The organism is Mesorhizobium sp. WSM3864 (assembly GCF_002294955.1).
Lineage (GTDB): Bacteria > Pseudomonadota > Alphaproteobacteria > Rhizobiales > Rhizobiaceae > Mesorhizobium.
In genome coordinates this window covers 40,548-65,939 of the sequence record NZ_NSGD01000005.1, presented here as the reverse complement: position 1 = coordinate 65,939, position 25,392 = coordinate 40,548, and the positions used below count along the sequence as shown (strand labels likewise).

General features: G+C 65.1%; 20 protein-coding genes. 15 read left to right on the top strand and 5 right to left on the bottom strand.

The window, feature by feature from the left end; translation table 11 throughout:
* Positions 1-140: 140 nt before the first annotated feature.
* From CK215_RS13090 to CK215_RS13080, 3 genes are all read right to left on the bottom strand, one after another.
* Complete coding sequence (locus CK215_RS13090) at positions 141-887, bottom strand: MBL fold metallo-hydrolase (RefSeq protein ID WP_170950293.1); 747 nt, start codon at positions 885-887, stop codon at positions 141-143.
* Entirely contained in the window at positions 887-2,053 is a 1,167-nt protein-coding gene (locus tag CK215_RS13085; RefSeq protein WP_066996041.1) for a diphosphate--fructose-6-phosphate 1-phosphotransferase, read from the bottom strand. The genes CK215_RS13090 and CK215_RS13085 overlap by 1 nt, the downstream gene beginning before the upstream one ends.
* Positions 2,054-2,175: 122 nt before the next feature.
* Complete coding sequence (locus CK215_RS13080; protein WP_095776964.1) at positions 2,176-2,943, bottom strand: L,D-transpeptidase; 768 nt, start codon at positions 2,941-2,943, stop codon at positions 2,176-2,178.
* 230 nt (positions 2,944-3,173) lie between these two features.
* On the opposite strand from CK215_RS13080, the gene CK215_RS13075 reads away from it, so the two are divergent.
* The 3 genes from CK215_RS13075 to xylB all read left to right on the top strand — a co-directional run bounded on the left by CK215_RS13075 (position 3,174) and on the right by xylB (position 6,770).
* Complete coding sequence (locus CK215_RS13075) at positions 3,174-3,797, top strand: LysE family translocator (RefSeq protein WP_066996047.1); 624 nt, start codon at positions 3,174-3,176, stop codon at positions 3,795-3,797.
* Between the two features lie 110 nt (positions 3,798-3,907).
* Positions 3,908-5,233 (top strand): tetratricopeptide repeat protein, encoded by a 1,326-nt coding sequence (locus tag CK215_RS13070; protein ID WP_095831162.1) that lies wholly within the window; start codon positions 3,908-3,910, stop codon positions 5,231-5,233.
* 82 nt (positions 5,234-5,315) lie between these two features.
* Entirely contained in the window at positions 5,316-6,770 is a 1,455-nt protein-coding gene (gene xylB / locus CK215_RS13065; protein ID WP_095831161.1) for a xylulokinase, read from the top strand.
* 197 nt (positions 6,771-6,967) lie between these two features.
* Here the strand turns inward: xylB and CK215_RS13055 are convergent, their stop codons facing one another.
* Positions 6,968-7,330, bottom strand: coding sequence for a nuclear transport factor 2 family protein (locus tag CK215_RS13055; RefSeq protein WP_095831322.1), 363 nt, complete (start codon positions 7,328-7,330; stop codon positions 6,968-6,970).
* Positions 7,331-7,441: 111 nt separating this feature from the next.
* Here CK215_RS13055 and xylA point away from each other — a divergent pair, with 111 nt between their 5' ends.
* The 3 genes from xylA to CK215_RS13040 all read left to right on the top strand — a co-directional run bounded on the left by xylA (position 7,442) and on the right by CK215_RS13040 (position 10,004).
* Entirely contained in the window at positions 7,442-8,767 is a 1,326-nt protein-coding gene (gene xylA / locus CK215_RS13050; RefSeq protein ID WP_095831160.1) for a xylose isomerase, read from the top strand.
* Positions 8,768-8,952: 185 nt separating this feature from the next.
* A complete protein-coding gene (locus tag CK215_RS13045; RefSeq protein ID WP_095831321.1) occupies positions 8,953-9,156 on the top strand; it encodes a hypothetical protein in 204 nt (67 codons plus the stop codon).
* Between the two features lie 74 nt (positions 9,157-9,230).
* The gene (locus tag CK215_RS13040) at positions 9,231-10,004 is read left to right on the top strand and encodes a TIGR01458 family HAD-type hydrolase (protein WP_095831159.1); all 774 of its coding nucleotides are present in this window, start codon (positions 9,231-9,233) and stop codon (positions 10,002-10,004) included.
* On the opposite strand, the gene CK215_RS13035 is transcribed toward CK215_RS13040, so the two are convergent.
* Positions 9,985-10,965 (bottom strand): GlxA family transcriptional regulator, encoded by a 981-nt coding sequence (locus CK215_RS13035; protein WP_095776958.1) that lies wholly within the window; start codon positions 10,963-10,965, stop codon positions 9,985-9,987. The two genes, CK215_RS13040 and CK215_RS13035, sit on opposite strands and share 20 nt — an antisense overlap.
* A 128-nt stretch (positions 10,966-11,093) precedes the next feature.
* On the opposite strand from CK215_RS13035, the gene CK215_RS13030 reads away from it, so the two are divergent.
* From CK215_RS13030 to CK215_RS12990, 9 genes are all read left to right on the top strand, one after another.
* Positions 11,094-12,011, top strand: a complete 918-nt coding sequence (locus CK215_RS13030; protein ID WP_095831158.1) for a 3-keto-5-aminohexanoate cleavage protein — start codon at positions 11,094-11,096, stop codon at positions 12,009-12,011.
* 95 nt (positions 12,012-12,106) lie between these two features.
* On the top strand, positions 12,107-12,730 hold the full coding sequence (locus CK215_RS13025; protein ID WP_066996070.1) for an HD domain-containing protein: 624 nt from the start codon (positions 12,107-12,109) through the stop codon (positions 12,728-12,730).
* A 2-nt stretch (positions 12,731-12,732) separates the two neighbouring features.
* A complete protein-coding gene (locus CK215_RS13020; RefSeq protein WP_095828183.1) occupies positions 12,733-13,860 on the top strand; it encodes a carnitine 3-dehydrogenase in 1,128 nt (375 codons plus the stop codon).
* Positions 13,861-13,864: 4 nt separating this feature from the next.
* Positions 13,865-15,028, top strand: a complete 1,164-nt coding sequence (locus CK215_RS13015; protein ID WP_066996076.1) for an acyl-CoA dehydrogenase — start codon at positions 13,865-13,867, stop codon at positions 15,026-15,028.
* A 64-nt stretch (positions 15,029-15,092) separates the two neighbouring features.
* The gene (locus CK215_RS13010; RefSeq protein WP_066996197.1) at positions 15,093-17,171 is read left to right on the top strand and encodes an acetate--CoA ligase family protein; all 2,079 of its coding nucleotides are present in this window, start codon (positions 15,093-15,095) and stop codon (positions 17,169-17,171) included.
* Positions 17,164-17,946 (top strand): carnitinyl-CoA dehydratase, encoded by a 783-nt coding sequence (locus CK215_RS13005; protein WP_066996079.1) that lies wholly within the window; start codon positions 17,164-17,166, stop codon positions 17,944-17,946. Before CK215_RS13010 ends, CK215_RS13005 begins: the two co-directional genes overlap by 8 nt.
* Before the next feature lie 216 nt (positions 17,947-18,162).
* Complete coding sequence (locus CK215_RS13000) at positions 18,163-19,104, top strand: alpha/beta hydrolase (protein ID WP_095831157.1); 942 nt, start codon at positions 18,163-18,165, stop codon at positions 19,102-19,104.
* Between the two features lie 549 nt (positions 19,105-19,653).
* Positions 19,654-21,648 (top strand): hypothetical protein, encoded by a 1,995-nt coding sequence (locus CK215_RS12995; RefSeq protein WP_095831156.1) that lies wholly within the window; start codon positions 19,654-19,656, stop codon positions 21,646-21,648.
* Positions 21,645-25,367: a DUF11 domain-containing protein gene (locus CK215_RS12990; protein WP_095831155.1), complete on the top strand. Its 3,723-nt coding sequence runs from the start codon at positions 21,645-21,647 to the stop codon at positions 25,365-25,367. Before CK215_RS12995 ends, CK215_RS12990 begins: the two co-directional genes overlap by 4 nt.
* Positions 25,368-25,392 lie beyond the last annotated feature (25 nt).

The following is a 25,392-nucleotide window of genomic DNA, read 5'->3' as shown; positions in this document are numbered from 1 at the left end:
CAAGGACGCGCCCGTCGGCGTGTCGACGGCCGGGATTGCCCGCCTCGCCATGCTTGGCAGCCGGCCGGATCGACAGCCACGCATTTAGGGCGTGGAATGGTCCGAATTAGGGTTTTGGCGCGACCTTACAAAGATTTAATTCAGAGAGCGCTCACGAAGCGCTCTCGGCGGCGTAGGTAGGAAGACGCGATCTCTCCCATCCTCGCGCGGCCGAAACTCGGGCCATGGCCGCCATGGCCGAGGCGTATCGGCAGGTCGAGCAGCCGCTGCATGGTGCGGCAATAGGCGGCGCGGTCCGAATCCGGCAGGTCGTCGATCAGCATGCCGTCATAGATGGCGTCGCCGGCGAAGAACAGGCCGTCGGCCTCATCGAACAGCGCGATCGAATCCGGCGAATGTCCGGGCAGATGCAGCACGCGGAATTTCCGATCGCCGAGGTCGACGATGTCGCCCTCGTCGAGCATTCGCGTCAACGGTGCGGAAGGGATGCGATAGTCAGCCGCCTTCCAGCCGGGCGCCGGCAATTTGGACACCGCATCATCGAGATTGTGGAACATGTTGGCGTAGGTGACGGCATCATCCATGCCATCGAACTCCGCCGCACTGACCTTCGGCCCCATCCTGAGCGGGAATTCGTGCAGCGAGCCGACATGGTCGAGATGAATGTGGGTGGCGACGACGATCAGCGGCTTGCCGGCCGGGCTGTCGATCTCGGGCGCCAGCGGGCAGATGCCCATGCCGGTGTCGACCAGCAGGTCGGCGTCCCGGCCCTTGAAATGCCAAATATTGGCGCGCACGAAATCGTGCACGAATGGCTCGGTCAGCATCGTCGTTCTGGCATCGACAATGGATTTGCCGAACCAGTCGCCCACCACAAGGTCGCCCATCAGACGAACGGCTTTCCGACCTTGTATTTTTCCGGCACCAACCGCTTCAGATAGGCCATGCCGGCCTCGGACAACTGGTTGACGTCCGGCTTCATGAAATTGTCCGGCATGTGGCGGGTCTTGCCAGCCACCGCCTCGAGCGGCACCTTCTTCAGCACGGTCTTGGTGCCGTCATATTGGAGCGCCACCGAGCCGCCACCCTCCCCGGCAACGGCAACCGCGAACGCGCCGGCTTCGAAGGCTTCCTTGGCGTCCACGGGACTGATCGCGCCGACATAGCCGCGCGGCATATAGCCCAGGGCATCGACGCGCGCCCGCTTGCCCGGCAGGCCTTCCGCCAAAGCGCGTTCGAGCGCCGCCGGCAGATCGCTGCCCGACAATTTGACGTTGCCGTGCTGGTCGCGCTCGAGCTTTTCCGGCGGCACCAGGCTCTCGACCAACGCCTTGCCGTCGGCGGTGCTGACGCCTTCCGAGACGGCGACGATGCAGCGCTTGTGGCGGTCGAGCGTCCTGCGGACATCATCGATGAAACGTTCGGCGGAGAAGGCGCGCTCCGGTACATAGACCAGATGCGGACCGCTATCCGGATCGAGCTGCCAGGCGGCGGCCGCGGCAGTCAGGAAGCCGGCGTGCCGGCCCATGACGATGCCGACATAAATGCCGGGCAACGCGCGGAAATCCAAATCGACCGACAGGAAAGCGCCGGCGACGAATTCGGCCGCCGAGATGAAGCCCGGCGTATGGTCGTTCTCCTCGAGATCGTTGTCGATGGTTTTCGGCGCATGCACGAAGGCGATCGCGCCGCCGGCGGCGTCGGTCAGGATCTGCTGGGTGCCCGAAGTGTCGTTGCCGCCGATATAGATGAAGGCATCGGCGCCGGCCTTCTTGAGGCCGTTGAGGATGACCTCGCAATAGGCCGCGTCTGGCTTGTCGCGGGTCGAGCCAAGGGCGGCGCTCGGGGTGCCTGCGATCAGCCGCAGCCGATCTTCGGGGATGGCTGAGAGGTCGACATAGTTGCCGTCGCGGATGCCGCGCACGCCATGGATCGAGCCGAGCACCTTGGCGCCGGGATGCCGCTTGCGGATCTCCAGCGTGGCGCCGACGACCGTCTGATTGATGACGGCGGTCGGGCCGCCGCCCTGCGCGATGACAAAGGTTCCGGCCATGATCGTTCTCTCCCGAGGCGAAGCTTTTCAGAGCACCTTCGCCTGTCTTGCGGCATCACGCAACGGGAGAAAGGAGGAGCATGATCCCGAAAAAATAGTGACCGTGCTGACCGCCGAAAAAATCAGACGACGACGACCGGGTTCTTCTTCGATACCCTGTTGTAGAGGTCGATGATGTCTTGGTTGATCAGCCGCACGCAGCCCGACGACATCGCCTGGCCGATGGTCCACCATTCGGGCGAGCCGTGGATGCGGTAACCGGTGTCCTTGCCGTTCTGGTAGATGTAAAGCGCGCGGGCGCCCAGCGGATTGGTCAGGCCGCCGGGCTGGCCGCCCTGCCATTTCACCAGTTCCGGCTTGCGCTTGACCATCTCCGGCGGCGGCGTCCAGACCGGCCATTCCTTGCCGTACTGGATGTTGGCGCGGCCCGACCAGCGGAAGCCGTCCTTACCGATGCCGACGCCGTAGCGGATGGCGTCGCCGCCGGGCTGGACGAGATAGAGCATGCGCTCCTGCAAATGCACGACGATGGTGCCGGGCGCTTCGCCGGTCTTGTCGACGACGATCTGGCGGCGGAACTCCGGCTTGACCTTCTGGTAGGGCACCGCCGGGACCTGGAAGCCGTTGTCGGTCAAGGCAGCATACATCACGTCGGGACCAGTGATGTTCTTGTCGACGCTGATCGCTGGTCGGATCGGCACCGATCCGGTGGTGGTGTCGTCGATCTGCAATTGCGGCAGGTCGAGCGTGTCGGTGGTGCTGCAGCCGGCCATGCCGAGCAGCGCCATGGCGCCCATGCCTGAAAGCATGGCGCGGCGGGAAAGCGGAACTTCGGTTTCGACAGTTTCGCCGCTCGAAGGCGGCGTCAGACTTTGCGGCAACTCGCGCATACACCAAACCCTACGCTGTCGGCGGGAAGCACGGTCCGGCCGAATGGCTGCAATTTTCGTCAGTCATGGTTGAAAAAGGGTGAAAGAACTTTGCCCGCACTTAACCCTGACAAGGCGTTGTCCGGGCCAGGCGCCAGGGCAGGCCGGCGCCGAAGATTTTCTCCAACGCCTCTTTACAATCTCGCATACCCCAGGATTTATCCTGTTCTTTGCGCTCAAGGAGTAGGGAAATGTCCTTCGAAAACTGGGCTGCCTTTGCCGCCGCCTCCGCCATCCTCCTCGTCATCCCGGGCCCGACGATCCTCTTGGTCGTCTCCTATGCGCTCGGCCAGGGCTGGCGTACGGCGCTGCCGATGGCAGTCGGCGTCGCGCTCGGCGATTTCACCGCCATGACGCTTTCGATGCTCGGCATCGGCGCGCTGCTTGCGGCTTCGGCCACTGTGTTCACCGTGCTCAAGGTGATCGGCGCCGGCTACCTCATCTATCTCGGCATAAAACTGTTCCGCGCCGGCGGCGCGCTGAAGGCCGAACCGCGCACCGACGCCGTGTCGGCGGCAAGGATGATGGCGCATGCCTGGCTGGTCACGGCGCTCAACCCGAAGAGCATCACGTTCTTCGTCGCCTTCCTGCCGCAGTTTCTCGACCGGCATGCCGATTTCTGGACGCAGATGCTGATCTTCGAAGCGACCTTCCTGGCGCTCGCATTCAGCAATGCCTTCGGCTATGCGCTGATTGCTTCACGAGCGCGCGCCATCGTGCGCAACCCAAGGGCGATCCGTATCTTCAACCGCACCGGCGGGACATTGCTTGTCGGCGCCGGCATCGCCACGGTGGCGATGCGTTCGGGGAATTGAGGAGAAGTCCGGTTCGACACAGTCGAAGCCCTCGCCGGTTGGCGGGCCGACGGTCGATGTTCTAGGATCGCATCGGTCCGACCGGACGAATAGGCATCAAAGGACGCGGCATGGCGCTGAAGGACGCATTCGGCCTGACGCACTCGGGCGCGACCGAAGCCGGGCTTTCGTCCTACGCCAGAGCCGTCCGTGAGCTGCAGTGCTTCATCGGCGACCCGGTCGGCTCCATCGATAGCGCGATCGCCGATGAGCCCAGCTTCGTGATGGCGCATGTGTTCAAGGGCTATCTGTTCGGCCTCGCCACCGAGCGGGAGGCGACGGCGATTGCGCAAACCTGCCATGCGGCGGCGCTGCCGCTCGCCGGCACCGCGCGCGAACGGGCGCATGTCGCGGCGCTCGGCCATCTTGCCAGCGGCCGCTGGCATGACGCCGCCCGCATCCTCGAGGACATCGCCATCGACAATCCGCTCGATGCGGTGGCGCTGCAGGTTGGCCACCAGATCGACTTCTTCATCGGCAATGCGCGCATGCTGCGCGACCGCATCGGTCGGGCGTTGCCGGCTTGGGAGAAGGACATGCCGGGCTACCACGCCGTTCTCGGCATGCAGGCTTTCGGGCTGGAGGAAATGGGCGACTATGCGCGCGCCGAAGCCTTCGGCCGGCAGGCCATCGAGATCGAGCCGCGCGACGGCTGGGCGCAGCACGCGGTCGCGCATGTCATGGAAATGCAAAGCCGGCAAAGGGAGGGCATCGCCTGGATGCGCGCCAATCCGGAGGCGTGGACGAAGGACAGCTTCCTCAAGATCCATAATTGGTGGCATCTGGCGCTGTTCCACTACGATCTCGGCGAGACAAACGAGGTGCTCCGGCTCTATGACGGGCCGATCTACGGCGACCGCTCGACGCTGGCGCTCAACATGGTCGACGCCTCGGCGATCCTGTGGCGACTTTATCTCCACGGCGTCGATGTCGGCGACCGCTGGGCGGCGCTTGCGGCGAACTGGGCGCCAAAGGCGGTCGCCGGCAATTACGCCTTCAACGATGCGCATGCGATGATGGCCTTTGTCGGCGCCGGGCTGCACGCGCCGGCCCAGACCCTGCTCGAAGCGCAGCGCGAAGCAATGCGCGGCGATGACGATAACGCCGCATTCACGCGCGACGTCGGCCACCCTCTGACCTTGGCGATCAAAGCATTCGGCGAGGGCAACTACGGAGAAGTGGTGCGCCTGATCCGGCCAATCCGCTGGATCGCGCACCGCTTCGGCGGCAGCCATGCACAACGCGACGTGATCGACCTGATGCTGATCGAGGCGGCGCTGCGTGCCGGTGACAGCGCACTGGCACGGGCGTTGACCGCCGAGCGTCAGCTGGCGCGGCCGGACAGCCCGCTGTCGGCGCTGTTCTCGCGCCGCGCGGCCGATTTGTCAGAGAATTGACCGGAGGCGGATCTTGGCTTAAGAACTGGCCAAGCCAGATTTTTTCGAGACCCGAAAAAATTAACGGCATCGGGAGGAAATCATGTATCTCGGCCTCGACCTGGGCACCTCGGGCGTCAAGGCGCTCCTGATCGATGATCGCCAGACGGTCGTCGGGTCCGGCCACGGCTCGCTGGACGTCTCGCGGCCGCATGCCGGCTGGTCCGAACAGAATCCGGCGCACTGGATCGAAGCCTGCCAGACAGCGATTGCCGAGCTCAAGACTTCCCATCCCAAGGAGCTTGCATCGGTCAAGGGTATCGGCCTCTCCGGCCAGATGCATGGCGCGACCCTGCTCGACGCCTCGGACAAGGTGCTGCGTCCCTGCATCCTTTGGAACGACACCCGCAGCCATGTCGAGGCAGCGGCGCTCGACGCCGACCCGCGTTTCCGCAAGCTCACCGGCAACATCGTCTTCCCGGGCTTCACGGCGCCGAAGCTGGTGTGGGTGAAGGACAACGAGCCCAGTGTTTTTGCCGCTGTCGCCAAGGTGCTCCTGCCCAAGGACTATCTGCGGCTCTGGCTGACCGGCGAGCATATTTCGGAGATGTCGGATTCGGCGGGGACATCCTGGCTCGACGTCGGCAAGCGGCGGTGGTCCTCCGAACTGCTTGCCGCGACAACGCTCGACGAGAAGCATATGCCGTCGCTGGTCGAAGGCACGGCAAAGGCCGGCGGCTTGCGCGGCGAGCTTGCCTCGAAATGGGGCATTGCTTCAGGCATTCCCGTCGCCGGCGGTGCCGGTGACAATGCGGCGTCGGCCTGCGGCATGGGCACCGTGGGCGCCGGCCACGCCTTCGTGTCGCTCGGCACGTCGGGGGTGCTGTTTGCCGCCAACGCCTCCTATCTGCCCAATCCGGAAAGCGCGGTGCACACCTTCTGCCATGCGCTGCCCAACACCTGGCACCAGATGGGAGTCATCCTCTCGGCCACCGATTCGCTCAACTGGCTGTCGGAGATCACCGGCAAAGGCGCCGGCGACCTGACCGGCGAGCTCGGCGACAAGCTCAAGGCGCCGACAGGCGTGGCTTTCCTGCCCTATCTCTCCGGCGAGCGCACGCCGCATAATGATGCGGCCATTCGTGGTTCCTTCACCGGCCTCGCGCATCAATCGAGCCGCGCCGTGCTGACCCAGGCCGTGCTCGAAGGCGTGGCGTTTGCCTTCCGCGACAGCCTCGAGGCGCTGAAAACGGCCGGCACGACCCTGACCAGTGTGACGGCGATCGGCGGCGGCTCTCGCTCGCGCTACTGGCTGAAGGCGATCGCCACCGCGTTGCAGCTGCCGGTCGACATCCCGGCCGACGGCGATTTCGGCGCCGCCTTCGGCGCGGCGCGTCTCGGGCTGATCGCCGCGACCGGCGCCGATCCGCTTGCCGTTTGCACCGCGCCGGCGACCGATGCGACGATCGAACCGGATGCCGGGCTTGGTGGGGCGTATGCAGATGCTTATCAACGCTATCGTGCGCTCTATCCGGCGATCAGGGCGGTAACCGCGTGAGTATGCGCGAGGCACCCCCCTCTGCCCTGCCGGGCATCTCCCCCTCAAGGGGGGAGATTGGCAGCTTGGGCGCCTCGCTCCCTTTTGCAGCGTTGGAGATTGGCGAAATCCTAGATGAAAGCCGATCTTCCCGCTTGCGGGGGAGATGGCCGGCAGGCCACAGGGGGGTGCCTCGCGCCTCCCTTACCCAGTTAGCCTCACTGCGCCGGCACCTTGTCGAGGAAGCCGGTGACGCTCTTCAGGCGGCCGTTCTCGATGACGCAAATATCGGTGCCTTCGATGACGGATTCTGCGCCTTGGGGGCCCAGATTCCACGAAAAACGGATGCGGTCGGCAAAACCGTCCGGCTCACCCTTCAGCGAGAAGCGGAAGCCGGCGAATTGCTGCTGCACGCCGTCGATCAGCGCGGCGATGCCGTCGTGGCCGTCGCCTTGCATGATCGGGTCGCGATAGCTGACGTCGCTGGTGAAGGCGGCCTCGAGCAGGGTCTTGCGGCGCGCCGCATCGCTCTCGTTCCAGGCGGTGATGTAGTTGCGGGCGATCGTGTTGAGGTCGGTCATGGTCTTCATCCTTCATTGGATCGTTTCGACATGACCCTTTTGGACCCACGGAAGCGCCAAACCAATTACGCCTGAGGTAATCGGCGAAAGCAGTTGGAGAGGAAGGAAACCATGAGCAGCGGATTTTTCGGCAACATCAAGACCATCAAGTATGAAGGGCCGGATTCGACCAATCCACTGGCCTACCGATATTACAACCCGGACGAAGTGGTGGGTGGCAAGCGGCTGGAGGACCATCTGCGCTTCGCCGTCGCCTATTGGCATTCCTTCGCCTGGCAGGGCGGCGACCCGTTCGGCGGCCAAACCTTCGACCGCCCCTGGTTCGCCAGGCCCGGCGGCATCGACACGATGGAACTGGCGAAACTGAAGGCCGACGTCGCCTTCGAGCTGTTCTCGCTGCTCGGCGTCCCCTATTTCTGCTTCCACGACGCCGACGTTCGCCCGGAAGGCAAGGATTTCTCCGAAAGCGCGGCGCGCCTCGACGAGATCGCCGATTATTTTTCGGCCAAAATGAACCAGACCGGCGTCAAGCTGCTCTGGGGCACGGCGAACCTTTTTTCGCATCGCCGCTTCATGGCGGGTGCCGCCACCAATCCCGATCCGGACGTGTTCGCCTACGCGGCGGCGACGGTGAAGAAATGCATCGACGTGACCAAGAAGCTGAAGGGCGAGAACTATGTGCTGTGGGGCGGGCGCGAAGGCTATGAGACGCTGCTCAACACCGACCTCGCGCGAGAGCAAGAGCAGGCCGGCCGCTTCCTCAACCTCGTCGTGGATTACAAATACAAAATAGGTTTCGAGGGCACGATCCTGATCGAGCCGAAACCGCAGGAGCCGACCAAGCACCAGTACGACTACGATGTCGCCACCGTCTACGGCTTCCTGAAGCGCTTCGGGCTGGAGAAGGAGGTGAAGGTCAACATCGAGCAGGGCCATGCGATCCTTGCCGGCCACTCCTTCGAACATGAGCTGGCCTTGGCCAACGCGCTCGGCATCTTCGGTTCGATCGACATGAACCGAAACGACTATCAGTCCGGCTGGGACACCGACCAGTTCCCCAACAATGTGCCGGAGATGGCTTTGGCCTATTACCAGATCCTGCAGGGTGGCGGCTTCAAGACCGGCGGCACCAATTTCGACGCCAAGCTGCGCCGCCAGTCGCTCGACCCGGAGGATCTGCTGATCGGCCATATCGGCGGCATGGACGCCTGCGCGCGCGGGCTCAAGGCGGCGGCCAGGATGATCGGAGACAAGGCGCTGTCGGGCCCGCTCAACGAACGCTATGCCGGCTGGAACACGGCCGAAGGCAAGGCGATGCTTTCCGGCAAGCGTACACTGGAGGAGATCGCCGAACGCGTGGTGGCGGACAAGATCGAGCCGCAGCCGCGCTCCGGCCGGCAGGAGCTCCTTGAAAACATCGTCAACCGCTACGTCTGAGGCTTTCCTGCGGCGCCCGAATCGAGCGCCGCAGAGCTGAAATTGCATTCCATGCGGGGTGAACCTACACGACAAGGTTTTGCCCCGCGCTGCCTCTCAATCGCCGCGCTCTTGCCTTCAAACAGCCGTCACGAATCGCGTATATTGTCGACATGCGGCGGGAAGGAAAGAAGGAGGCGAAACGTATGCAGCACGAACGCGAAATCGACGCCCTGCTCTCTTCCGGCGAGGCTGGTTCGATCATCGATCGGCTGATGGCGCTGCCGCATCCGAAGGATGGCGCCAGCGAAGCAAATGAATGGGATCGCGCGGTCGCCGCGCGGTTGGAAACGGCGCTGGCCAAGAGCATGCGCTCGCGCATTGTGCGCGAAGGCCGCGACGCCGCCTGATTCTTCGGCCCCTGTGTCCGTGGGCCTATTTTCGGCAGTTTGACGAACGGAGACTGTTTCTCCATCCTGCACCGATGATACGCGCGGTGCTGCTCGATCTCGCGGGTGTCGTCTATGATGGCGACACCCCGATCGCCGGCGCTGTGGCTGCGGTCGAGCGTTTGCGCAAGGCCGGACTGCCGCTCCGGTTCGTCAGCAACACGACACGTTCGCCGCGCCACAGAATCATCGCGCAGCTCGCCGCGCTGGGCGTCGAAGTCAGGGATGAAGAATTGCTGACGCCGGCGCGCGCCGCGCTCGAATGGCTGCGAAGGCATGGCCGCCAACCTCACCTGCTCGTCCATCCCAACCTCGAAGCCGAGTTTGCCGGCCTGGACGGCGGCAAGAGCCGCGCTGTCGTCGTCGGCGACGCCGGCGAGGCCTTCGACTATGCCGGCCTAAACCGAGCGTTCCGCGAACTCGTTGCCGGCGCCGATTTTCTGGCTTTGGCCACCAACCGCAGCTTCAAGGACGCCGACGGTGAGCTCAGCCTCGACGCCGGCGCCTTCGTGGCAGCGCTCGAATTCGCCTGCGGGCGAAGCCCTGTCGTGCTCGGCAAGCCGTCGCCCGATTTCTTCCTCTCGGCGCTTGCCGGCTTGAATTGCCCGCAGACCGACGCGGTGATGGTCGGCGACGACGCGGAAAGCGATGTCGCCGGCGCGCTCAGCGCCGGGCTCGGCGCGGCGCTGCTCGTACGCACCGGCAAGTATCGCCCTGGTGACGAGATACGCTTCGACCCGGCGCCCACGGCGCTGGTCGACGACCTCAGCGCGGCGGTGGACTGGATCCTCAGCCGCGCCGCAGCCTGACCGGCGCTTCGCCGAACGCGCGGGAAAACGCCCTGGAAAACGCCGCGGCTGATGAAAAACCCGTACGCCCGGCAATGTCGGCCATGGCGATGCGCGTGTCGACCACCAGACGTCGGGCGGCGGCGAGCCGCAGCCGCAGATAATAGGCGCCCGGCGTCTCGCCGATGGACTTGCGGAAGATGCTCTCGAGTGTTCGCGCCGTGACGCCGGCGCGCTTGGCCACGGCATCGATGGTCAGCGGCTCATCGACATGCGCTTCCATCAGCCGGATCGCCTGCGCCAGGCGCGGATCGTAGCCGTCGAGCCGGCCGAGCGAGACCAGCGGCTGAGCGTCGGTCGCCGCGCGCGTCTGATCGTAGATGAAGACGCTCGCCACATCGAGCGCGGCCGCCATGCCGAGCCGGGTGCGGACCAGATGCAGCATCAGGTCGAAGGTGGGCGAGGCACCGCCCGAGGTGAAGACCGGCCCGTCGATGACATAGCGGTCGGGGCGCACATCGACGCCCGGAAAGGCGGCGGAGAAATCCTCCATGTCTTCCCAATGCGTGGTGGCGCTGCGGCCTTCGAGCAGGCCGGCGCGCGCCACCAGCCAGGTGCCGGCCTCGACGCCGCCGCAGGCGCGGGCTGCACGCGCCGCGCGGCGCAACCCGGCCAGCAACGCCGACGTCGCATAGTTCTGCGTTCCGAAGCCGGCGACGACGACCAGCATGTCGGTCGCTTCGGCGGCATCGAAGCGGCCGCTGACGGCGACCGGCAAGCCGCAGGTCGTCACCGGCGCCTCTCCGGTGAGCGAGACCAGCTTGAAGTCGAACAAAGTCTCGCCAGAGATGCGGTTGGCGGCGCGCAGCGGGTCGACCGCCGAGGCCACGCACATGATCGACGAGCCCGAGAACACCAGAAACGTCACCTTGAGGGTTTCCCGCTCGGCGCGAAAGATCGTCGGTTTTTCGCTTTTAGTCATGGCGCCTTCGTAAAATGCAAAACAGTTTCCGGCAAGTCGGTCATGCTTGGCCAGCTTCGGCGCAGGTCGTCATAGCAAAGCCGGTTTCCGGCTTCATCAATGGCTGATCGAATTTGGGAGGAAAGACGATGCCGCTCGCGATGAACCGTGAGGTTTTCATTACCTGTGCCGTGACCGGTTCGGGCGGGACGCAGGACCGCAGCCCGAACGTGCCGCGCTCGCCCAAGCAGATCGCCGATTCGGCGATCGAGGCCGCCAAGGCGGGTGCTGCGATCGTCCATTGCCATGTGCGCGACCCCGAGACCGGCAAGCCCAGGCGTGACGTCCATCTCTACCGTGAGGTCACCGAGCGCATCCGCGAGGCGAACGTGGACGTGGTGCTGAACCTCACCGCCGGCATGGGCGGCGACATGGTGTTCGGCTCGCCGGAAGCGCCGCTGCCGTTCAACGAGAAGGGCACCGACATGGGCGGCGCCACCAACCGCATGGAGCATGTGCGCCAGTGCCTGCCGGAGATCTGCACGCTTGACTGCGGCACGATGAACTTCGCCGAAGCCGATTATGTGATGACCAACACGCCCGGCATGCTGCGCGCCATGGGCGGCATGATGACGGCGCTCGGCGTGAAGCCCGAGATCGAGGCTTTCGATACCGGGCATCTGTGGTTCGCCAAGCAGCTGGTCGAGGAACAGGTGCTGAAGCCGGATGCGCTGGTGCAGCTGTGCATGGGTGTGCCTTGGGGCGCGCCGGACGACCTCAACACCTTCATGGCGATGGTCAACAACGTGCCGTCGACCTGGAACTGGTCGGCCTTCTCGATCGGCCGCAACCAGATGGCCTATGTCGCGGCGGCGGTGCTGGCCGGCGGCAATGTCCGTGTCGGCCTGGAAGACAATCTGTGGCTGGACAAGGGCGTGCTGGCGACCAATGCGCAGCTCGTCGAGCGCGCGGTGAGCATCGTCTCCAATCTCGGTGCGCGCGTGCTCGGACCGGAGGAAGTGCGCAAGAAGCTCAACCTCACCAAGCGGGCGCCGATCGCGGCATGAGCATGATCCCGCAAAGTGGGAACCGGTTTTTGCTTCGCTGACCTGCGGTTCGGAAAAGATCATGCTCAATCAACATTGAAAAGCGGGAGGTCGAGGTGGCTACCGTCAAATTCACCGCGATGAAGGACGGCGACAAGGAAGACTATGAATTCCTGACCGCCCACGAGATCGACTATGCCGCCAGGACAGGGGATCGGCTGCTTTCCGCCCTGGTGCAGCTCGACGAAGGTTTGTCCGGCTACAAGATCACCCGGCTAGGCCATTCGCTGCAGGCGGCGACGCGCGCCTGGCGCGACGGCGCCGACACTGACTGGATCGTCTCCGCGCTTCTGCACGACATCGGCGACATCTACGCGCCCTACAATCATGACGAATATGCCGCCACGATCCTGAAGCCGTTCGTGCGCGAGCAATGCACCTGGGTTGTCGAAAAGCACGGCGACTTCCAGCGCCTCTATTACGCGCATCATTTGGGCGGCAACCAGCATGCCCGCGACCGCTTCGCCGGCCATCTCTATTTCGACGATTGCGACCGGTTCTGCGAGCGCTGGGACCAGTCGAGCTTCGATCCCGACTACGAGACGCTGCCGATCGAGTTCTTCCGGCCCCTCGTGCTCGAAGTCTTCGCGCGCAAAGCTTACGACCCAGCCGTGATCCGCGCCGGCGAGCGCGTGCCGCTTTCCGATCCCGAAACAGCCAAGACCAGAACCGGAGCCTGACCATGAGCATCATCAACAAGGCGGCCGCCATCGGCGGCGGCGTCATCGGCGCCGGCTGGGTGGCGCGCCTGCTCTTGAACGGCATCGATGTTTCGATCTTCGATCCCGATCCCGAGGCGTCGCGCAAAGTCGGCGAGGTGATGAAGGGCGCACGCCGTGCCTACAAGCAGATGCTGCCCGGCGGCCTGCCTAAGGAAGGCAAGCTCACCTTCGCCAAGACGATCGGCGACGCGGTGGCGGATGCCGATTTCATCCAGGAGAGCGTGCCGGAGCGGCTCGACCTCAAGCACAAAGTGCTGGCCGAGATCGACGCCCATGCGCCAGCCAATGCCATAATCGGCTCCTCGACCTCCGGCATCAAGCCGACCGACATGCAGGTGGCGATGAAGAAGCACCCGGAGCGGCTGGTCGTCGGGCACCCGTTCAACCCGGTCTATCTTCTGCCGCTGGTCGAGATCGTCGGCGGCCAGCAGACTTTTCCCGAGGCGATCGAGGTCGCCAAGGAGATCTACGCCTCGATCGGCATGAAGCCGGTGGTGGTGCGCAAGGAGATCGAGGCCTTCGTCGGCGATCGCCTCCTGGAGGCCGCGTGGCGCGAGGCGCTGTGGCTGGTCAAGGACGGCATCTGCACCGTCGAGGAACTCGACGACATCATGCGCTATTCCTTTGGCCTGCGCTGGGCTCAAATGGGAATGTTCCAGGTCTACCGCGTCGCCGGCGGCGAAGCCGGCATGCGCCACTTCATGGCGCAGTTCGGACCTTGCCTGAAATGGCCGTGGACCAAGCTGATGGACGTGCCGGAGTTCAACGACGAGCTGGTCGACCTGATCGCCACGCAGTCGGACGAGCAGGCAAACGGCCTCTCGATCCGCGAGCTTGAAAAGATCCGTGACGACAATTTGGTCGCCATCATGGATGCGCTGTCGAAGCAGAACAAGGGCAAGGGCTGGGGCGCCGGCGCGCTTCACAAGGACTATACCAGGCAGTTGGCCAAGCTGGCGGCGAAGCCGGCCGCCAAGGCAGGCGACAAAGCAAAAGCCGCCAAGCCGGCGAAGAAGATGGCGAAGCCCGCAAAGGCCGAGAAGCCCGCAAAGGCCGACAAGGCGAAAACAAGCAAGAAGAAGGGCTGAGGCGATGCATTTCGGTCTTTCGGAAGAACAAAAACTGATCGTCGAGACGACGCGTGCCTTTGTCGAGAACGAGCTTTACCCGCATGAGCGCGAGGTGGAACGCACCGGCGAACTGCGCCGCGAGCTGATCGACGAATTGAAGGCGAAGGCGATCGCGGCCGGGCTCTACGCCGCCAACATGCCGGCCGATGTCGGCGGCGCCGGCCTCGATACGGTGAGCTGGCTGCTCTACGAGAAGGAACTTGGCCGCGCCAATTACGCGCTGCACTGGACCTGCGTGGCGCGTCCCTCCAACATCCTGCTCGCCGGCACGCCGGAGCAGCGTGAAAAATATCTCTTCCCCTGCATCCGCGGCGAAAAGTGGGACTGCCTGGCGATGACCGAGCCCGGCGCCGGCTCCGACCTGCGCGGCATGAAGGCGACCGCGGTTCAGGACGGCTCGGACTGGGTGCTCAACGGCACCAAGCACTTCATCAGCCACGCCGACATCGCCGACTTTGCCATCGTATTCATGGCTTCGGGCGAAGAGGATTCGCCGCGCGGCAAGCGCAAGAAGATCACCGCCTTCTTCGTCGACAAGGGCACCAAAGGGTTCACGGTGCGCGACGGCTACCGCAACGTCTCGCATCGCGGCTACACCAACTCGATCCTCGAATTCGACGACTGCCGGCTGCCGGCTTCCCAGGTGCTCGGCGAAGTGCATAAGGGCTTCGAGGTGGCGAATTCGTGGCTCGGCGCCACGCGCCTGCAGGTCGGCGCCACCTGCCTCGGCCGCGCAGAGCGCGCGCTTTCGCATGCCATCGAATATGCCGCGCAGCGCCAGCAGTTCGGCCAGCAGATCGGCAAGTTCCAGGGTGTGTCGTTCAAGCTCGCCGATATGGCGACGGAGTTGAAGGCCGCTGACCTGATGGTGTTCGAAGCCGGCTGGAAGTACGATCAGGGCACCGTCACCGATCAGGACATGGCGATGGCCAAGCTGAAGGCTACCGAGATGCTGGCTTTCGTCGCCGACGAGGCGATCCAGATCCATGGCGGCATGGGGCTGATGGACGACCTGCCGCTGGAGCGCATCTGGCGCGACGCGCGCGTCGAGCGCATCTGGGAAGGCACTTCGGAGATTCAGCGACATATTATTTCGCGGGCGTTGCTGCGCCCGTTCGGGGCTTAGAGCATGATCCGCCAAAACCGGGATCCGGTTTTGGCAACGATCGTGCTCAAATGAAAAGATGACCATGCATAAACTCGAACGTCTCCTGCGCCCGAAATCGATCGCCGTGTTCGGCGGGGCGCAGGCCGCCGCCGTCGTCGCGCAATCAATCAAGATGGGCTTTGCCGGCGAAATCTGGCCGGTGCACCCGACCAAGGACGAGGTCGCAGGCCGCAAGGCCTACCGTTCCGTCGCCGACTTGCCCGGCGCACCGGACGCCGCCTTTGTCGGGGTCAACCGGCATCTCACCATCGAAGTGGTCAAGGCATTGGCCGAGCGCGGCGCCGGTGGCGCCGTCTGCTTTGCCGCCGGCTTCCTCGAGACCGAGGCCTATGACGAGGACGGCGAGCGGCTGCAGGCCGAGCTGGTCGCCGCCGCGGGTGAGATGCCGATCATCGGCCCGAACTGCTATGGTCTGATCAACTATGCCGACGGCGCGCTTTTGTGGCCCGATCAGCATGGCGGGATCAGGCTTGCCGAGGGCGGCAAGGGCGTCGCCATCATCACTCAGTCGTCCAACATCGCCATCAACATGACGATGCAGAAGCGCGGTCTGCCGATCGCGTTCCTGATGACGGCCGGCAACCAGGCGCAGACCGGCCTTTCCGAAATGGCGCTCGGTCTGATCGAGGACGAGCGCGTCACGTCGCTTGGCCTGCATATCGAGGCCTTCGATTCCGTGGCCGGCTTCGAGCGATTGGCGGCGAGAGCCCGCGAGCTGAAGAAGCCGATCATCGCCATGAAGGTCGGCCGCTCGGAACAGGCGCGGCAGGCGACGGTTTCCCATACCGCGTCGCTTGCCGGTTCGGATGCCGCCTCGGGCGCGTTCCTGAAGCGGCTGGGCATCGCGCGCGTCGATTCCATACCGGCCTTCATCGAGGCGTTGAAGCTCTTGCACATCACCGGGCCGCTGCCCGGCTACAGACTGTCGTCGATGAGCTGCTCGGGCGGCGAAGCCTCCGTGATGGCCGACAGCGCGGAAGGACGCTGGGTGCATTTCCCGACGCTAAGCGCCGAGCATCGCGCGCATGTCAAATCGACGCTCGGGCCGCTGGTCGCGGTCGCCAATCCGCTCGACTACCACACCTTCATCTGGAACAACGAGCCGGCGATGACGGCCACCTTCACTGCCATGGTGTCGGGCGGCTTCGACCTCAACATGCTGGTGCTCGACTTCCCGCGCCCCGACCGCTGCTCGGACACCGACTGGTGGGCGACGCTGCGTGCCTTCGAGGCGGCGCTGAAGACCAACAGGGCGCAGGGCGCGATCGTCTCCTCGCTGCCGGAAAACCTGCCGGAGGAATATACCGCCGGGCTGATGGCGCGCGGCATGGTGCCCTTGTTCGGCATTTCGGAAGCGATGGACGCCGCCCAGGCCGCCGCCTTCATTGGCTGGGCCTGGCGCGAGCCGCAGGCGCAGCCGGTCGACACCACGGCGGCGGGCGCTTCCGACGGCGACCACGTCACACCGGACGAAGCCGAGGCCAAAGCGCGTCTGATCGAGGCCGGGCTGCCGGTGCCGAAGGGCGAGCGCGCCTCGAACGCGGTCGAGGCGGTGATTGCGTCCATGGCGCTTGGTTTCCCGGTGGCGCTGAAGACGCTCGGCGTGACGCACAAGTCGGAGGTCGGCGCCGTGCGGCTGAACCTCAAGGACGCCGAATCCGTCAGCAATGCCGCGCATGACCTGTTGCCGCTCGGCACCGGGCTCTATGCCGAGCGCATGGTGCGCGACGGCGTCGCCGAACTGATCGTCGGCTTCACCCGCGACCCGATGTTCGGCGCGGTGATGACGCTCGGCACCGGCGGCGTGCTGGTCGAGCTGCTGCGCGACAGCGTGACCCTGATGCTGCCGGCGACGCGCGACGACATCGAGGCGGCGCTGCGTGGCCTGAAGCTCTATCCGCTGCTGGAGGGCTATCGCGGCCGGCCCAAGGCCGACGTCCAGGCCGCCATCGACGCCATCGCCGGCATTGCCGACTTCGTGCAGAAGAATGAAGGCGAAATCGAAGAGCTCGACATCAACCCGCTGATCGTCTGCGCCGAAGGCAAGGGCGCCTGGATCGCCGACGCACTGCTGGTGCTTGGAGAAAAGAAGAATGGCTGACGTCATCACCACCCGCCGCGAAGGCACGATCCTGGAAGTCACGCTCGACCGGCCCAAGGCCAATGCCATCGACCTCAAGACCTCACGACTGATGGGCGAGACGTTCAAGGCGTTCCGCGACGATCCCGGCTTGCGCGTCGCCATCGTCAAGACGGCCGGAGACAAGTTCTTCTGCGCCGGCTGGGACCTGAAGGCGGCTGCGGCCGGCGACGCGGTCGACGGCGACTACGGCGTCGGCGGCTTTGCCGGGCTGCAGGAACTGCGCGACTTGAACAAGCCGGTGATCGCCTGCGTCAACGGCATGGCGGTGGGCGGCGGCTTCGAGCTGGCCCTGTCCTGCGACCTGATCTACGCCTCCGACCATTCTTCCTTCGCGCTGCCCGAGATCCGCGCCGGCACGCTGGCCGACGCCGCGACGATCAAGCTGCCGAAACGCATTCCCTACCATATCGCCATGGACCTTCTCCTCACCGGCCGTTGGATGGATGTGGCGGAAGCGCATCGCTGGGGCTTGGTCAACGAGGTGCTGCCCAAGGAGAAGCTGGAGGACCGCGTCTGGGAAATCGCGCGGCTTTTGGCCAGCGGCCCGCCGCTGGTCTTCGCCGCGATCAAGGAGACGGCGCGCGTGGCCGAGGCGCTGACCTTCCAGGAGGCCATGAACAAGGTGACGCGCAGGCAACTGCCGACGGTCGATATCCTCTACGGCTCGGAGGACAATATGGAAGGCTTCCGCGCCTTTGCGGAGAAGCGCGATCCGGTGTGGAAGGGTAGATAGGCCGCAGACGATGGCGTTCCGTCACACCCCCCTCTGCCCTGCCGGGCATCTCCCCCGCAAGGGGGGAGATCGGATGTCACGGTCGCTTTCGCCAATTGCCAGCGTCGCAGTTGGATCGCCGGCGCCCAAGCTGCCAATCTCTCCCCCTGCGGGGGAGATGTCCGGCAGGACAGAGGGGGGTGCTCAGGCTCGACCTTCGCGATCGGCCCAAGCGCTATGACCGACTACAAGACCCTCATCGACGCCGAGACCTGGGCTTTCATCGAGAAGACCAATTCCTATTACCCGCCCGACACGATCGACTACACGATCGCAGAGCAGCGGGCGATCTACGACCGGATGTGCCGCGAGTTCTTCGCCGGCTATCCGCAAGGCGTGACGGTCGAAACGACCGCCATCGCCACGCCGACCGCCAGCATCCCGATCCGCATCTATAGCAACGCGGAAACGAACAGCGCCGCAATGGTGCTCTATGTTCATGGCGGCGGATTCATCCTCGGCGGGCTGGACAGCCATGACGATGTCTGCGCCGAGCTGTGCGCCCGCACCGGCTACGAGGTGGTCTCGGTCGATTACCGGCTGGCGCCGGAACATCTGCATCCGGCCGCCTTCGACGACGTGCTAAGCGCCTTTGAATGGGCCGCCAAGACCTATGTTTGCCCTGTCCTGCTTTGCGGCGACAGCGCCGGCGGAAACCTCTGCGCCGCCGTTGCCCACGCAACGCGCGGTCACGTCAAGAAGCCGGCCGGCCAGGTGCTGATCTATCCCAGCCTCGGGGGCGACCACTCGCGCGGCTCCTATGTGGCGCATGCTGACGCGCCGATGCTGACCCTGCGCGATATCGAATTCTACCTGAACATTCGCACCGGCGGCGTGGACCGGACCGGCGACCTCACGCTGTCGCCGCTCGCCGACGCCAATTTCGCCTATCTCCCGCCGACAGTGCTGATCACAGCCCAATGCGACCCGCTGTCCTCAGACGGCGAGGCCTATCGCGACCGCGTCGTCGCGGCCGGCGGGCATGCCTACTGGTTCGAAGAACAGGGGCTGGTGCACAGCTATTTGAGAGCCCGGCATACGGTCGGTCGTGCTCGCGCGAGCTTCACCCGCATCGTCGAGGCGGTCTCCGCGCTCGGCAGGGGCGAATGGATCTGGTGATCTTGCCAAAGCGCGTCGCGTCGAGACGAATTTAAGCGCCGCGCTTCGGGCTTAGCTTTGATGGCTAAAATCGTTGCGGACCTTTCGGCGACATGCATTAGACGGCAAAGATATCTCTACCAACCCGACGCCTAGGCGTCTAACCGTTTCACGAAACGGCGACCTGCTTTGTTCTGACGCAATTCCGGACGGAAACCGCTCACCCTTTTCCTCGAATTGCTCAATCGCATTGAACCTTTCCGCCTCAGCCCGCGACTGACGGCCAGGCGCCGCATGGCGCCGGCCGGAAAGGGAGCCCGTATGATCAGAAATCCGGAGCCGCGACGGTCCGCGGGAGCAACACGAGCTCGGCGCGATCATCGGCTTTGGGATGGAGACGACGCGCTCGGCTTTCGGCTGATTCCGTTGACCCTGCCAGGCACCCGGCGTATCGTGAACAGGCGGAAAACAGACAATTCTATCAGGGACGAACGAGCCGGAACGCTGCGACTTACCTTGTTTTGCGCGGCGAAATCGGAGGGTTCTTCCGAAGACTTCGGGGGGAGCTCAATGTCTCGCGACCGCGGCTCGTTCGTGTCTTTTCGCGGCGGCGGTTTGCGCCGTGCGATCGTGACCACCAGCGGAATGCTTGCCCTGGCACTGGCTGCCGGCTTTTGCCTCGGCGGTGCGGCAAAGGCTCAGGAAACCCAGATCATCTATCCGGGCTCGATGGCGGTGACCGGCTTCCCCGGCACGATCATCCGGGATTTCGGCTCTCCCGATTCCGAAAAGGGCGGCTTGCCGCCCGGCGTCGACCCGGTCGACGAAACCTTCATCGACACTTCGCAGGCCTCGTTGCGCATTTTCAACGTCTCGCAACTCGGCGGCCTAGCTTCCGGCCAGCTCGTCTACACGCCGCCGCCCTTCGAGGTGACAGCCGGCCAGATCGGCGAGGTGTTCGGCCTCACCTATGACGACGGCGTGCGCGATGGGGTGCCGTCGGGCATTCCGAACCTCTATGCGGCGGCGACCTCGCTGCACGGCATCGAGATCGTCACGCCCGACACCGACGAGGACGGGCGGCCTGAGCGACAGCGCCGCGGCGCCGCCGGCGCCGTCTTCATGAACGGCCAGTTCGGCACCGAAAATGGCGGCGGACCGGGCACCATCTGGAAGATCGACGGTATCTCGGGCGCCGTCTCGAAATTCGCCGACATCGACACCAACAGCGGGCCCGGCATCGGCAACCTCGCCTTCGATCCGACCCATCGTGAGTTCTTCGCTTCGGATCTCGAAACCGGGCTCATCCACCGCATCGATATCGAGGGCAATCTGATCGACAGCTTCGACCATGGCATTGCCGGGCGTCCCGCGCATGGGCTGGCCCCGGTCGCCGACGACGGCGCCGTGATGGACATCCACGACACTGCCTTCGATTCGGAAGACCCCCGAACCTGGGGCTATACGCAGGATGCGCGCCGCGTCTGGGCCGTCGCCTACCATGGCGGGCGGCTCTACTATTCCGTAGGCGAGAAAGCCGAAATCTGGTCGGTCGGCATTGCAAGCGACGGGGGTTTTGGCCGCGATCCGCGCTGGGAACTGACGGTCAAGGCCGACCAAGATTATGCCGTCACCGATATCGCCTTCGACAATCAGGGTTTCATGTATCTCGCCCAGCGCGGCCCGGTCGAGAACCGCTACGATTACAGCCGCTTCGCCGAGACGGGCAAAGGCGCGGTGATCCGCTACCAGCGCGAGGATCCGGACGATCCGGCAACGGAATCGGTCTGGGCCGAGGTGCCGCAGGAATATGCGGTCGGCTTCCCGCAGGGCAACCGTCAGTCGGCAGGCGGCGTCGACCTACAATACCGCTACGACCCCGAAGGCAATCTTGACACCTCGGTCTGCACTGACACGGTCGTGAACACCGGCGACAAATTGCGCGACAATCCGGAGCTTGCCGAGCGCCTCGCCGCCGGCGGGCCGCTTGCCGTGCATGGCGTGCAGCTCACGCCAAACAAGCTGGTCAAGCCGGCAAACGTGCCGCCCTTCGGCTCCTGGTTCGTCGACTTCGACGGCTATTTCGAGAACCCCGACGTCCAGGGTCATGTCGGCGACGTGAGGGTCTGGCGCCCCTGCGAGCGCCGCGCCGGCTATTATGAGGAAATCCCTGGCGGCTTCCTGCCTCCCGTCTATCCGCCGGACTTCCCACCGCCCGGCAACCTGCCCCCATGCCTCGATGTCGAGGACGTGCAGTATTTCTGCACACCCCGCGGCCTCCAGGCCGACCTCTATCTCCATGACCACGCCGGCTTTGGCGGCGATTCGATCAAGGCTTTGTCCAAGACACCGGGCGTCGGAGTAACCTCACCCATGTCGCATGCGCCGGGCAAGCCCTACACGATCGGCATAACCGGCCATAATCCGGGCGACACCGTCAATGTCGGGCTCTGCTTCTACCGGAAGTCCGACCGGGACAAGGGCGGCCACTATCCTTGCTGCAAGTTGACGCTGCCGCTCAGGACGCCGGTCGTCGAGTGCGAAGCGCCGAGGAGGGACAGATGAGCGGTCTCGTCCCTTCCCGCCCTGCCCCGCGCAAAACCGTCAAGGGCACGATCATAAAACCCCTGTCACACGCCAGGCGCGGCGCACGCTGGCTGATGGCGGCCGGTGTCGCGATCGCCATGATGCCGGCAGTGCCGGCGCTTGCGCAGGACAAGGCACCGGCTGGCCAGATCGCCAATCCGGAAATCACGGCTGGATCGCGCGGCATCAATCCGGAGCTCGGGCGGATCATCCCCTTCTTCACCAAGAAGGGTGCCCTAAGAGGCTGCGATAGCGTCGAATACGTCTTGAGCTTCGGCATCCATGGCGACCCGCAGGACTTCGACCGGCCAAGCGTGGCGGCCCTTCTGAAGGCGACAAGGCTCGACTTCAAGGACCAGCTGCCGCACGGCTTGCAGATCGTCAGCGTCGACGTCGTCGGCGACGGCACGAGCGCTTCCGGCGGACCGCTGCCCGCTGCTTCGATCAGCACATCGGCCGGTCCAAACGATACGGCAAGCGTTTCCAATTTCCGGATCAGCGCTTCGAACCTCGACGGCGTCGGCGCTGCCGACGAGCGCGTGATCACTTTCCGAATCACGGCCAAGATAGACCATGCCGCCTTCGCCGCGCCGGCAACGGTCGATAACCAGGGTGAGATGAAGGTGGCCTTCAGGGGCGGCCCGGCAACCACGATCCCCTCGCAGGATCCCGACAAGCCCGACGACGGAGATTTCCTCACCGGCGTGAAAACCTCGATCACGATCGACCTGAGCAAGTGCAACCCGCCGCCCCCACCTCCCAGCAAGGAATGCTTCAAGGTCGAACGCGGCACGGTCGACTGCGTGCCCGGCGGCGGCGCCTTCATCTATCACATGCCGGTCGGTCCGGAGATGGCCGGCAAATGGGTGCAGCTGTCGACGACGACACCAGGCATCACCATCGCCCCCGACACCCAGCAGGTACCTGCCGGCGGCGGCGTGTTGAACTGGAAGATCAGCGGCGCCTCGCCGGGCGAGGCCATCCATCTCGTCGTCACCGGCATCGACACCTATGCCGGGCCGAAGGAAGGCTGGGGACTTTGCTGCACGCAGGAGATCGACATCGACATTCCGCGTGATCTCAGATGCCCGCCCGAAAAGCAGCCCGACCTCAAGGTGGAGAAGTGGGCAGAGGTGCCGCGTTGCACGATGTCCGGCGGCTGCGACTTCACCATCACGGTCACCAATGTCGGCGATGCGCCCTATAACGGCAAGATCGTGCTCGACGAGGTAACATTGCCGGCCGGGTCGGCGCTGTCGTCGGGGCCGAACCCGCCCTGGGTCTGCGCGCCCGGGACGACGCCGATGACCTGCACCCATCTGGCAACCACGCTCAACCCCGGGGCCTCCGCCGTCCTCAAGCTCGGCTTCAAGCCGGCCGGCGGCTGGCAGGGCAGCGCGCTGCGCAATTGCGCCGCCTATGACTACCAGGCGAGCGGCAAGCCGCTGTTCGGCAGCCAGCAGAACGATCGCGGCTGCGCCTCGATCCCGGTCTGCCGCCGTGGCGATCGCGATCCGCAATGCCAGCCTGCGGCCGAGAAGAAGGTCGACCTGCTGCTGAAGAAGCGCGCCCGCATGCCGGTCTGCACGCCGGACGGCATCTGCAGCTTCGTGATCGATATCATCAACAACGGCACCAGCACCTATCACGGGCCGCTGACCGTGATCGACACCTATCCGGGCGACGCGCCGACCTCCTCGGCCTTCGGGCCCAGCCCGCCATGGACCTGCGGGCCGAACGGCCCCGGCCAGTTCCGCTGCGACAATGCCGGCATCTCGCTGCCGCCGGGCGCCTCGACGCCGATCGTGGTCAAGACGGTCATGCCGGCAAACTACCGGCCGGACACGGTCGAAAACTGCGCCGAAGTGAAGGCCATTGCCGACGAGGTCGACCTCGCCAACAACAAGGCGTGCGCGACCGAGCGCATCCGCCGTCCGAATGGCGCCAAGCCCGGCCTGCGCATCACCAAGGCGTGCGAGAGCTCGCTGGCCGGTGCGTCTTCGGTATCCTGCCGCATCACCGTGACCAATGCCGGCACTGCTGCCCCCACCGGTCCGGTGCGGGTCAACGATGCCGCCACGCTGGTGTCGGGCGGCGCGCCGGTCGCTGTCCGGACCGTGACCCCGGATGGCACCGACTGGAACTGCGGGCCAGTGCCCGCCAACATGCTGTCTTGCCAGATTGCCGGCGCCGTCATGACACCCGGAACCAGCCGACACTTCGACGTGACGGTCGGCGGCAATGACGCGTTCGAGAACTGCGCGCGCGGCTCTTTTGGGCCGGCGCCCCGCGACGACATCGTCTATCCGATCGGCCAGGCTTGCGCGAAAGGCGGTGGGGCCTCCACGATCCGCGTCGAGAAGACCGGCGACAGCGAATGCCAGCCAGGTGCGCCCTGCTCGTTCGAGATCACCATCACGAATGAGGGGCCGAATGCCTTCTCAGGTCCGGTCCGCATCGGCGATGCGGTCGGCATCGACGGTCTCGGCAGGCTGGAGGGTGTCAAGATCACCGCGATCGACCCGCCTTTCGGCTGCTCGCCGGAGCCGGCGACGCTGCCGGCGTCCTGCATCGCCAATCTGACGCTGGGCGCCGGCGAAAGCCAAACGCATCATGTCACAGTGGTCCTTCCCGACGACGCGCGCCTTGCCACTCTGCAGGGTACGGTCAGCGGACAGAACTGCGTCGGGGTGCTCTCGCCAAACACGCCGGTGCAGGGCGGCGGCGATGTGCTGTCGCGCGGCCCTGCCAACGCGCAAGGCGACCGCGGCAAGGCCTATGCATGCCACCCCTTCACCATCAAGGGTGAGGTGAAGTGTTCGGGCGGCATGGTGCTCAACTCGGCCGGCCGCTGCGCCTGCCCAGACGGCACCACCTTCCGCAACGGTCAGTGCTCGTCCGGCGGCACCAAACTGCAGCCGCTGCCAGTGCCGCAGCGCTGCGTCCTGCTCAAGGGCCAGATCCGGACCGAGGACGGACGCTGCGTCTGCCCGCGCGGCGCCGAGCTGGAAAACGGCAGATGCGTTCAGAGCGAGCAACCGCAGGAGCCGCAGTGCACGCTGCGTCCCGGCCAGTACCGCGACCAGGAGGGCAATTGCGTATGCCGGCGCGGCGAGCTGGTGAACGGCGTCTGCCGGGTCGCTCCGCCGAAATGCACTATCCGCGGCGCCGTGCCGACACCGGATGGCTGCGCCTGTCCCAAGGACACGCATGTCGACCGCGCCGCCAAGGCTTGCGTGCCCGACAGGCAGCAGCCGCCCAGCCAGTGCCGCATTCGTGGCCAGGTGCGCAATGCCGATGGCGATTGCGTCTGCCCGAGGGGGACGGCGTTGAAGGGCAAAGCCTGCGTGCCGGTCAGGAAGCCGCAAGCATGCTCCATCCGCGGCCAGTTCCTCAACAAACGCGGCGTCTGCGTGTGTCCACGCGGCACCGAAGTGATCGAAGGTAGATGCGGCAGGTTCGAAGACGCTGTATGCGCGCCGGGCTCGGAGATGATCGATGGCATGTGCCAGCCGATCATCAGGCGGCGCTGCCCAGTCGGAACGGCCGGCCGGTATCCGGATTGCTTCCCGATCCGCAGGCGGCCAGGCTTGGAGATCGATCCGGACCTGCTGCTCAATCCGAATATCCTGCAGCAGTTGGTGCCAAGAAGCCAACCAAGGCTGCAGCGGAACCCGGCGACCGACAACCTTCAGTAAGGCAGCCCATCACTACCGCGCCCGC

Coding starts and splice junctions, on each gene's coding strand:
- CK215_RS13085 (WP_066996041.1), bottom strand. CDS start 2,053: ATGGCCGGAACCTTTGTCATCGCGCAGGGCGGCGGCCCGACCGCCGTC.
- CK215_RS12995 (WP_095831156.1), top strand. CDS start 19,654: ATGTCTCGCGACCGCGGCTCGTTCGTGTCTTTTCGCGGCGGCGGTTTG.
- CK215_RS13055 (WP_095831322.1), bottom strand. CDS start 7,330: ATGACCGACCTCAACACGATCGCCCGCAACTACATCACCGCCTGGAAC.
- CK215_RS13000 (WP_095831157.1), top strand. CDS start 18,163: ATGACCGACTACAAGACCCTCATCGACGCCGAGACCTGGGCTTTCATC.
- CK215_RS13005 (WP_066996079.1), top strand. CDS start 17,164: ATGGCTGACGTCATCACCACCCGCCGCGAAGGCACGATCCTGGAAGTC.
- xylA (WP_095831160.1), top strand. CDS start 7,442: ATGAGCAGCGGATTTTTCGGCAACATCAAGACCATCAAGTATGAAGGG.
- CK215_RS12990 (WP_095831155.1), top strand. CDS start 21,645: ATGAGCGGTCTCGTCCCTTCCCGCCCTGCCCCGCGCAAAACCGTCAAG.
- CK215_RS13045 (WP_095831321.1), top strand. CDS start 8,953: ATGCAGCACGAACGCGAAATCGACGCCCTGCTCTCTTCCGGCGAGGCT.
- CK215_RS13030 (WP_095831158.1), top strand. CDS start 11,094: ATGCCGCTCGCGATGAACCGTGAGGTTTTCATTACCTGTGCCGTGACC.
- CK215_RS13035 (WP_095776958.1), bottom strand. CDS start 10,965: ATGACTAAAAGCGAAAAACCGACGATCTTTCGCGCCGAGCGGGAAACC.
- CK215_RS13020 (WP_095828183.1), top strand. CDS start 12,733: ATGAGCATCATCAACAAGGCGGCCGCCATCGGCGGCGGCGTCATCGGC.
- CK215_RS13080 (WP_095776964.1), bottom strand. CDS start 2,943: ATGCGCGAGTTGCCGCAAAGTCTGACGCCGCCTTCGAGCGGCGAAACT.
- CK215_RS13090 (WP_170950293.1), bottom strand. CDS start 887: ATGGGCGACCTTGTGGTGGGCGACTGGTTCGGCAAATCCATTGTCGAT.
- xylB (WP_095831161.1), top strand. CDS start 5,316: ATGTATCTCGGCCTCGACCTGGGCACCTCGGGCGTCAAGGCGCTCCTG.
- CK215_RS13075 (WP_066996047.1), top strand. CDS start 3,174: ATGTCCTTCGAAAACTGGGCTGCCTTTGCCGCCGCCTCCGCCATCCTC.
- CK215_RS13070 (WP_095831162.1), top strand. CDS start 3,908: ATGGCGCTGAAGGACGCATTCGGCCTGACGCACTCGGGCGCGACCGAA.
- CK215_RS13010 (WP_066996197.1), top strand. CDS start 15,093: ATGCATAAACTCGAACGTCTCCTGCGCCCGAAATCGATCGCCGTGTTC.
- CK215_RS13015 (WP_066996076.1), top strand. CDS start 13,865: ATGCATTTCGGTCTTTCGGAAGAACAAAAACTGATCGTCGAGACGACG.
- CK215_RS13040 (WP_095831159.1), top strand. CDS start 9,231: ATGATACGCGCGGTGCTGCTCGATCTCGCGGGTGTCGTCTATGATGGC.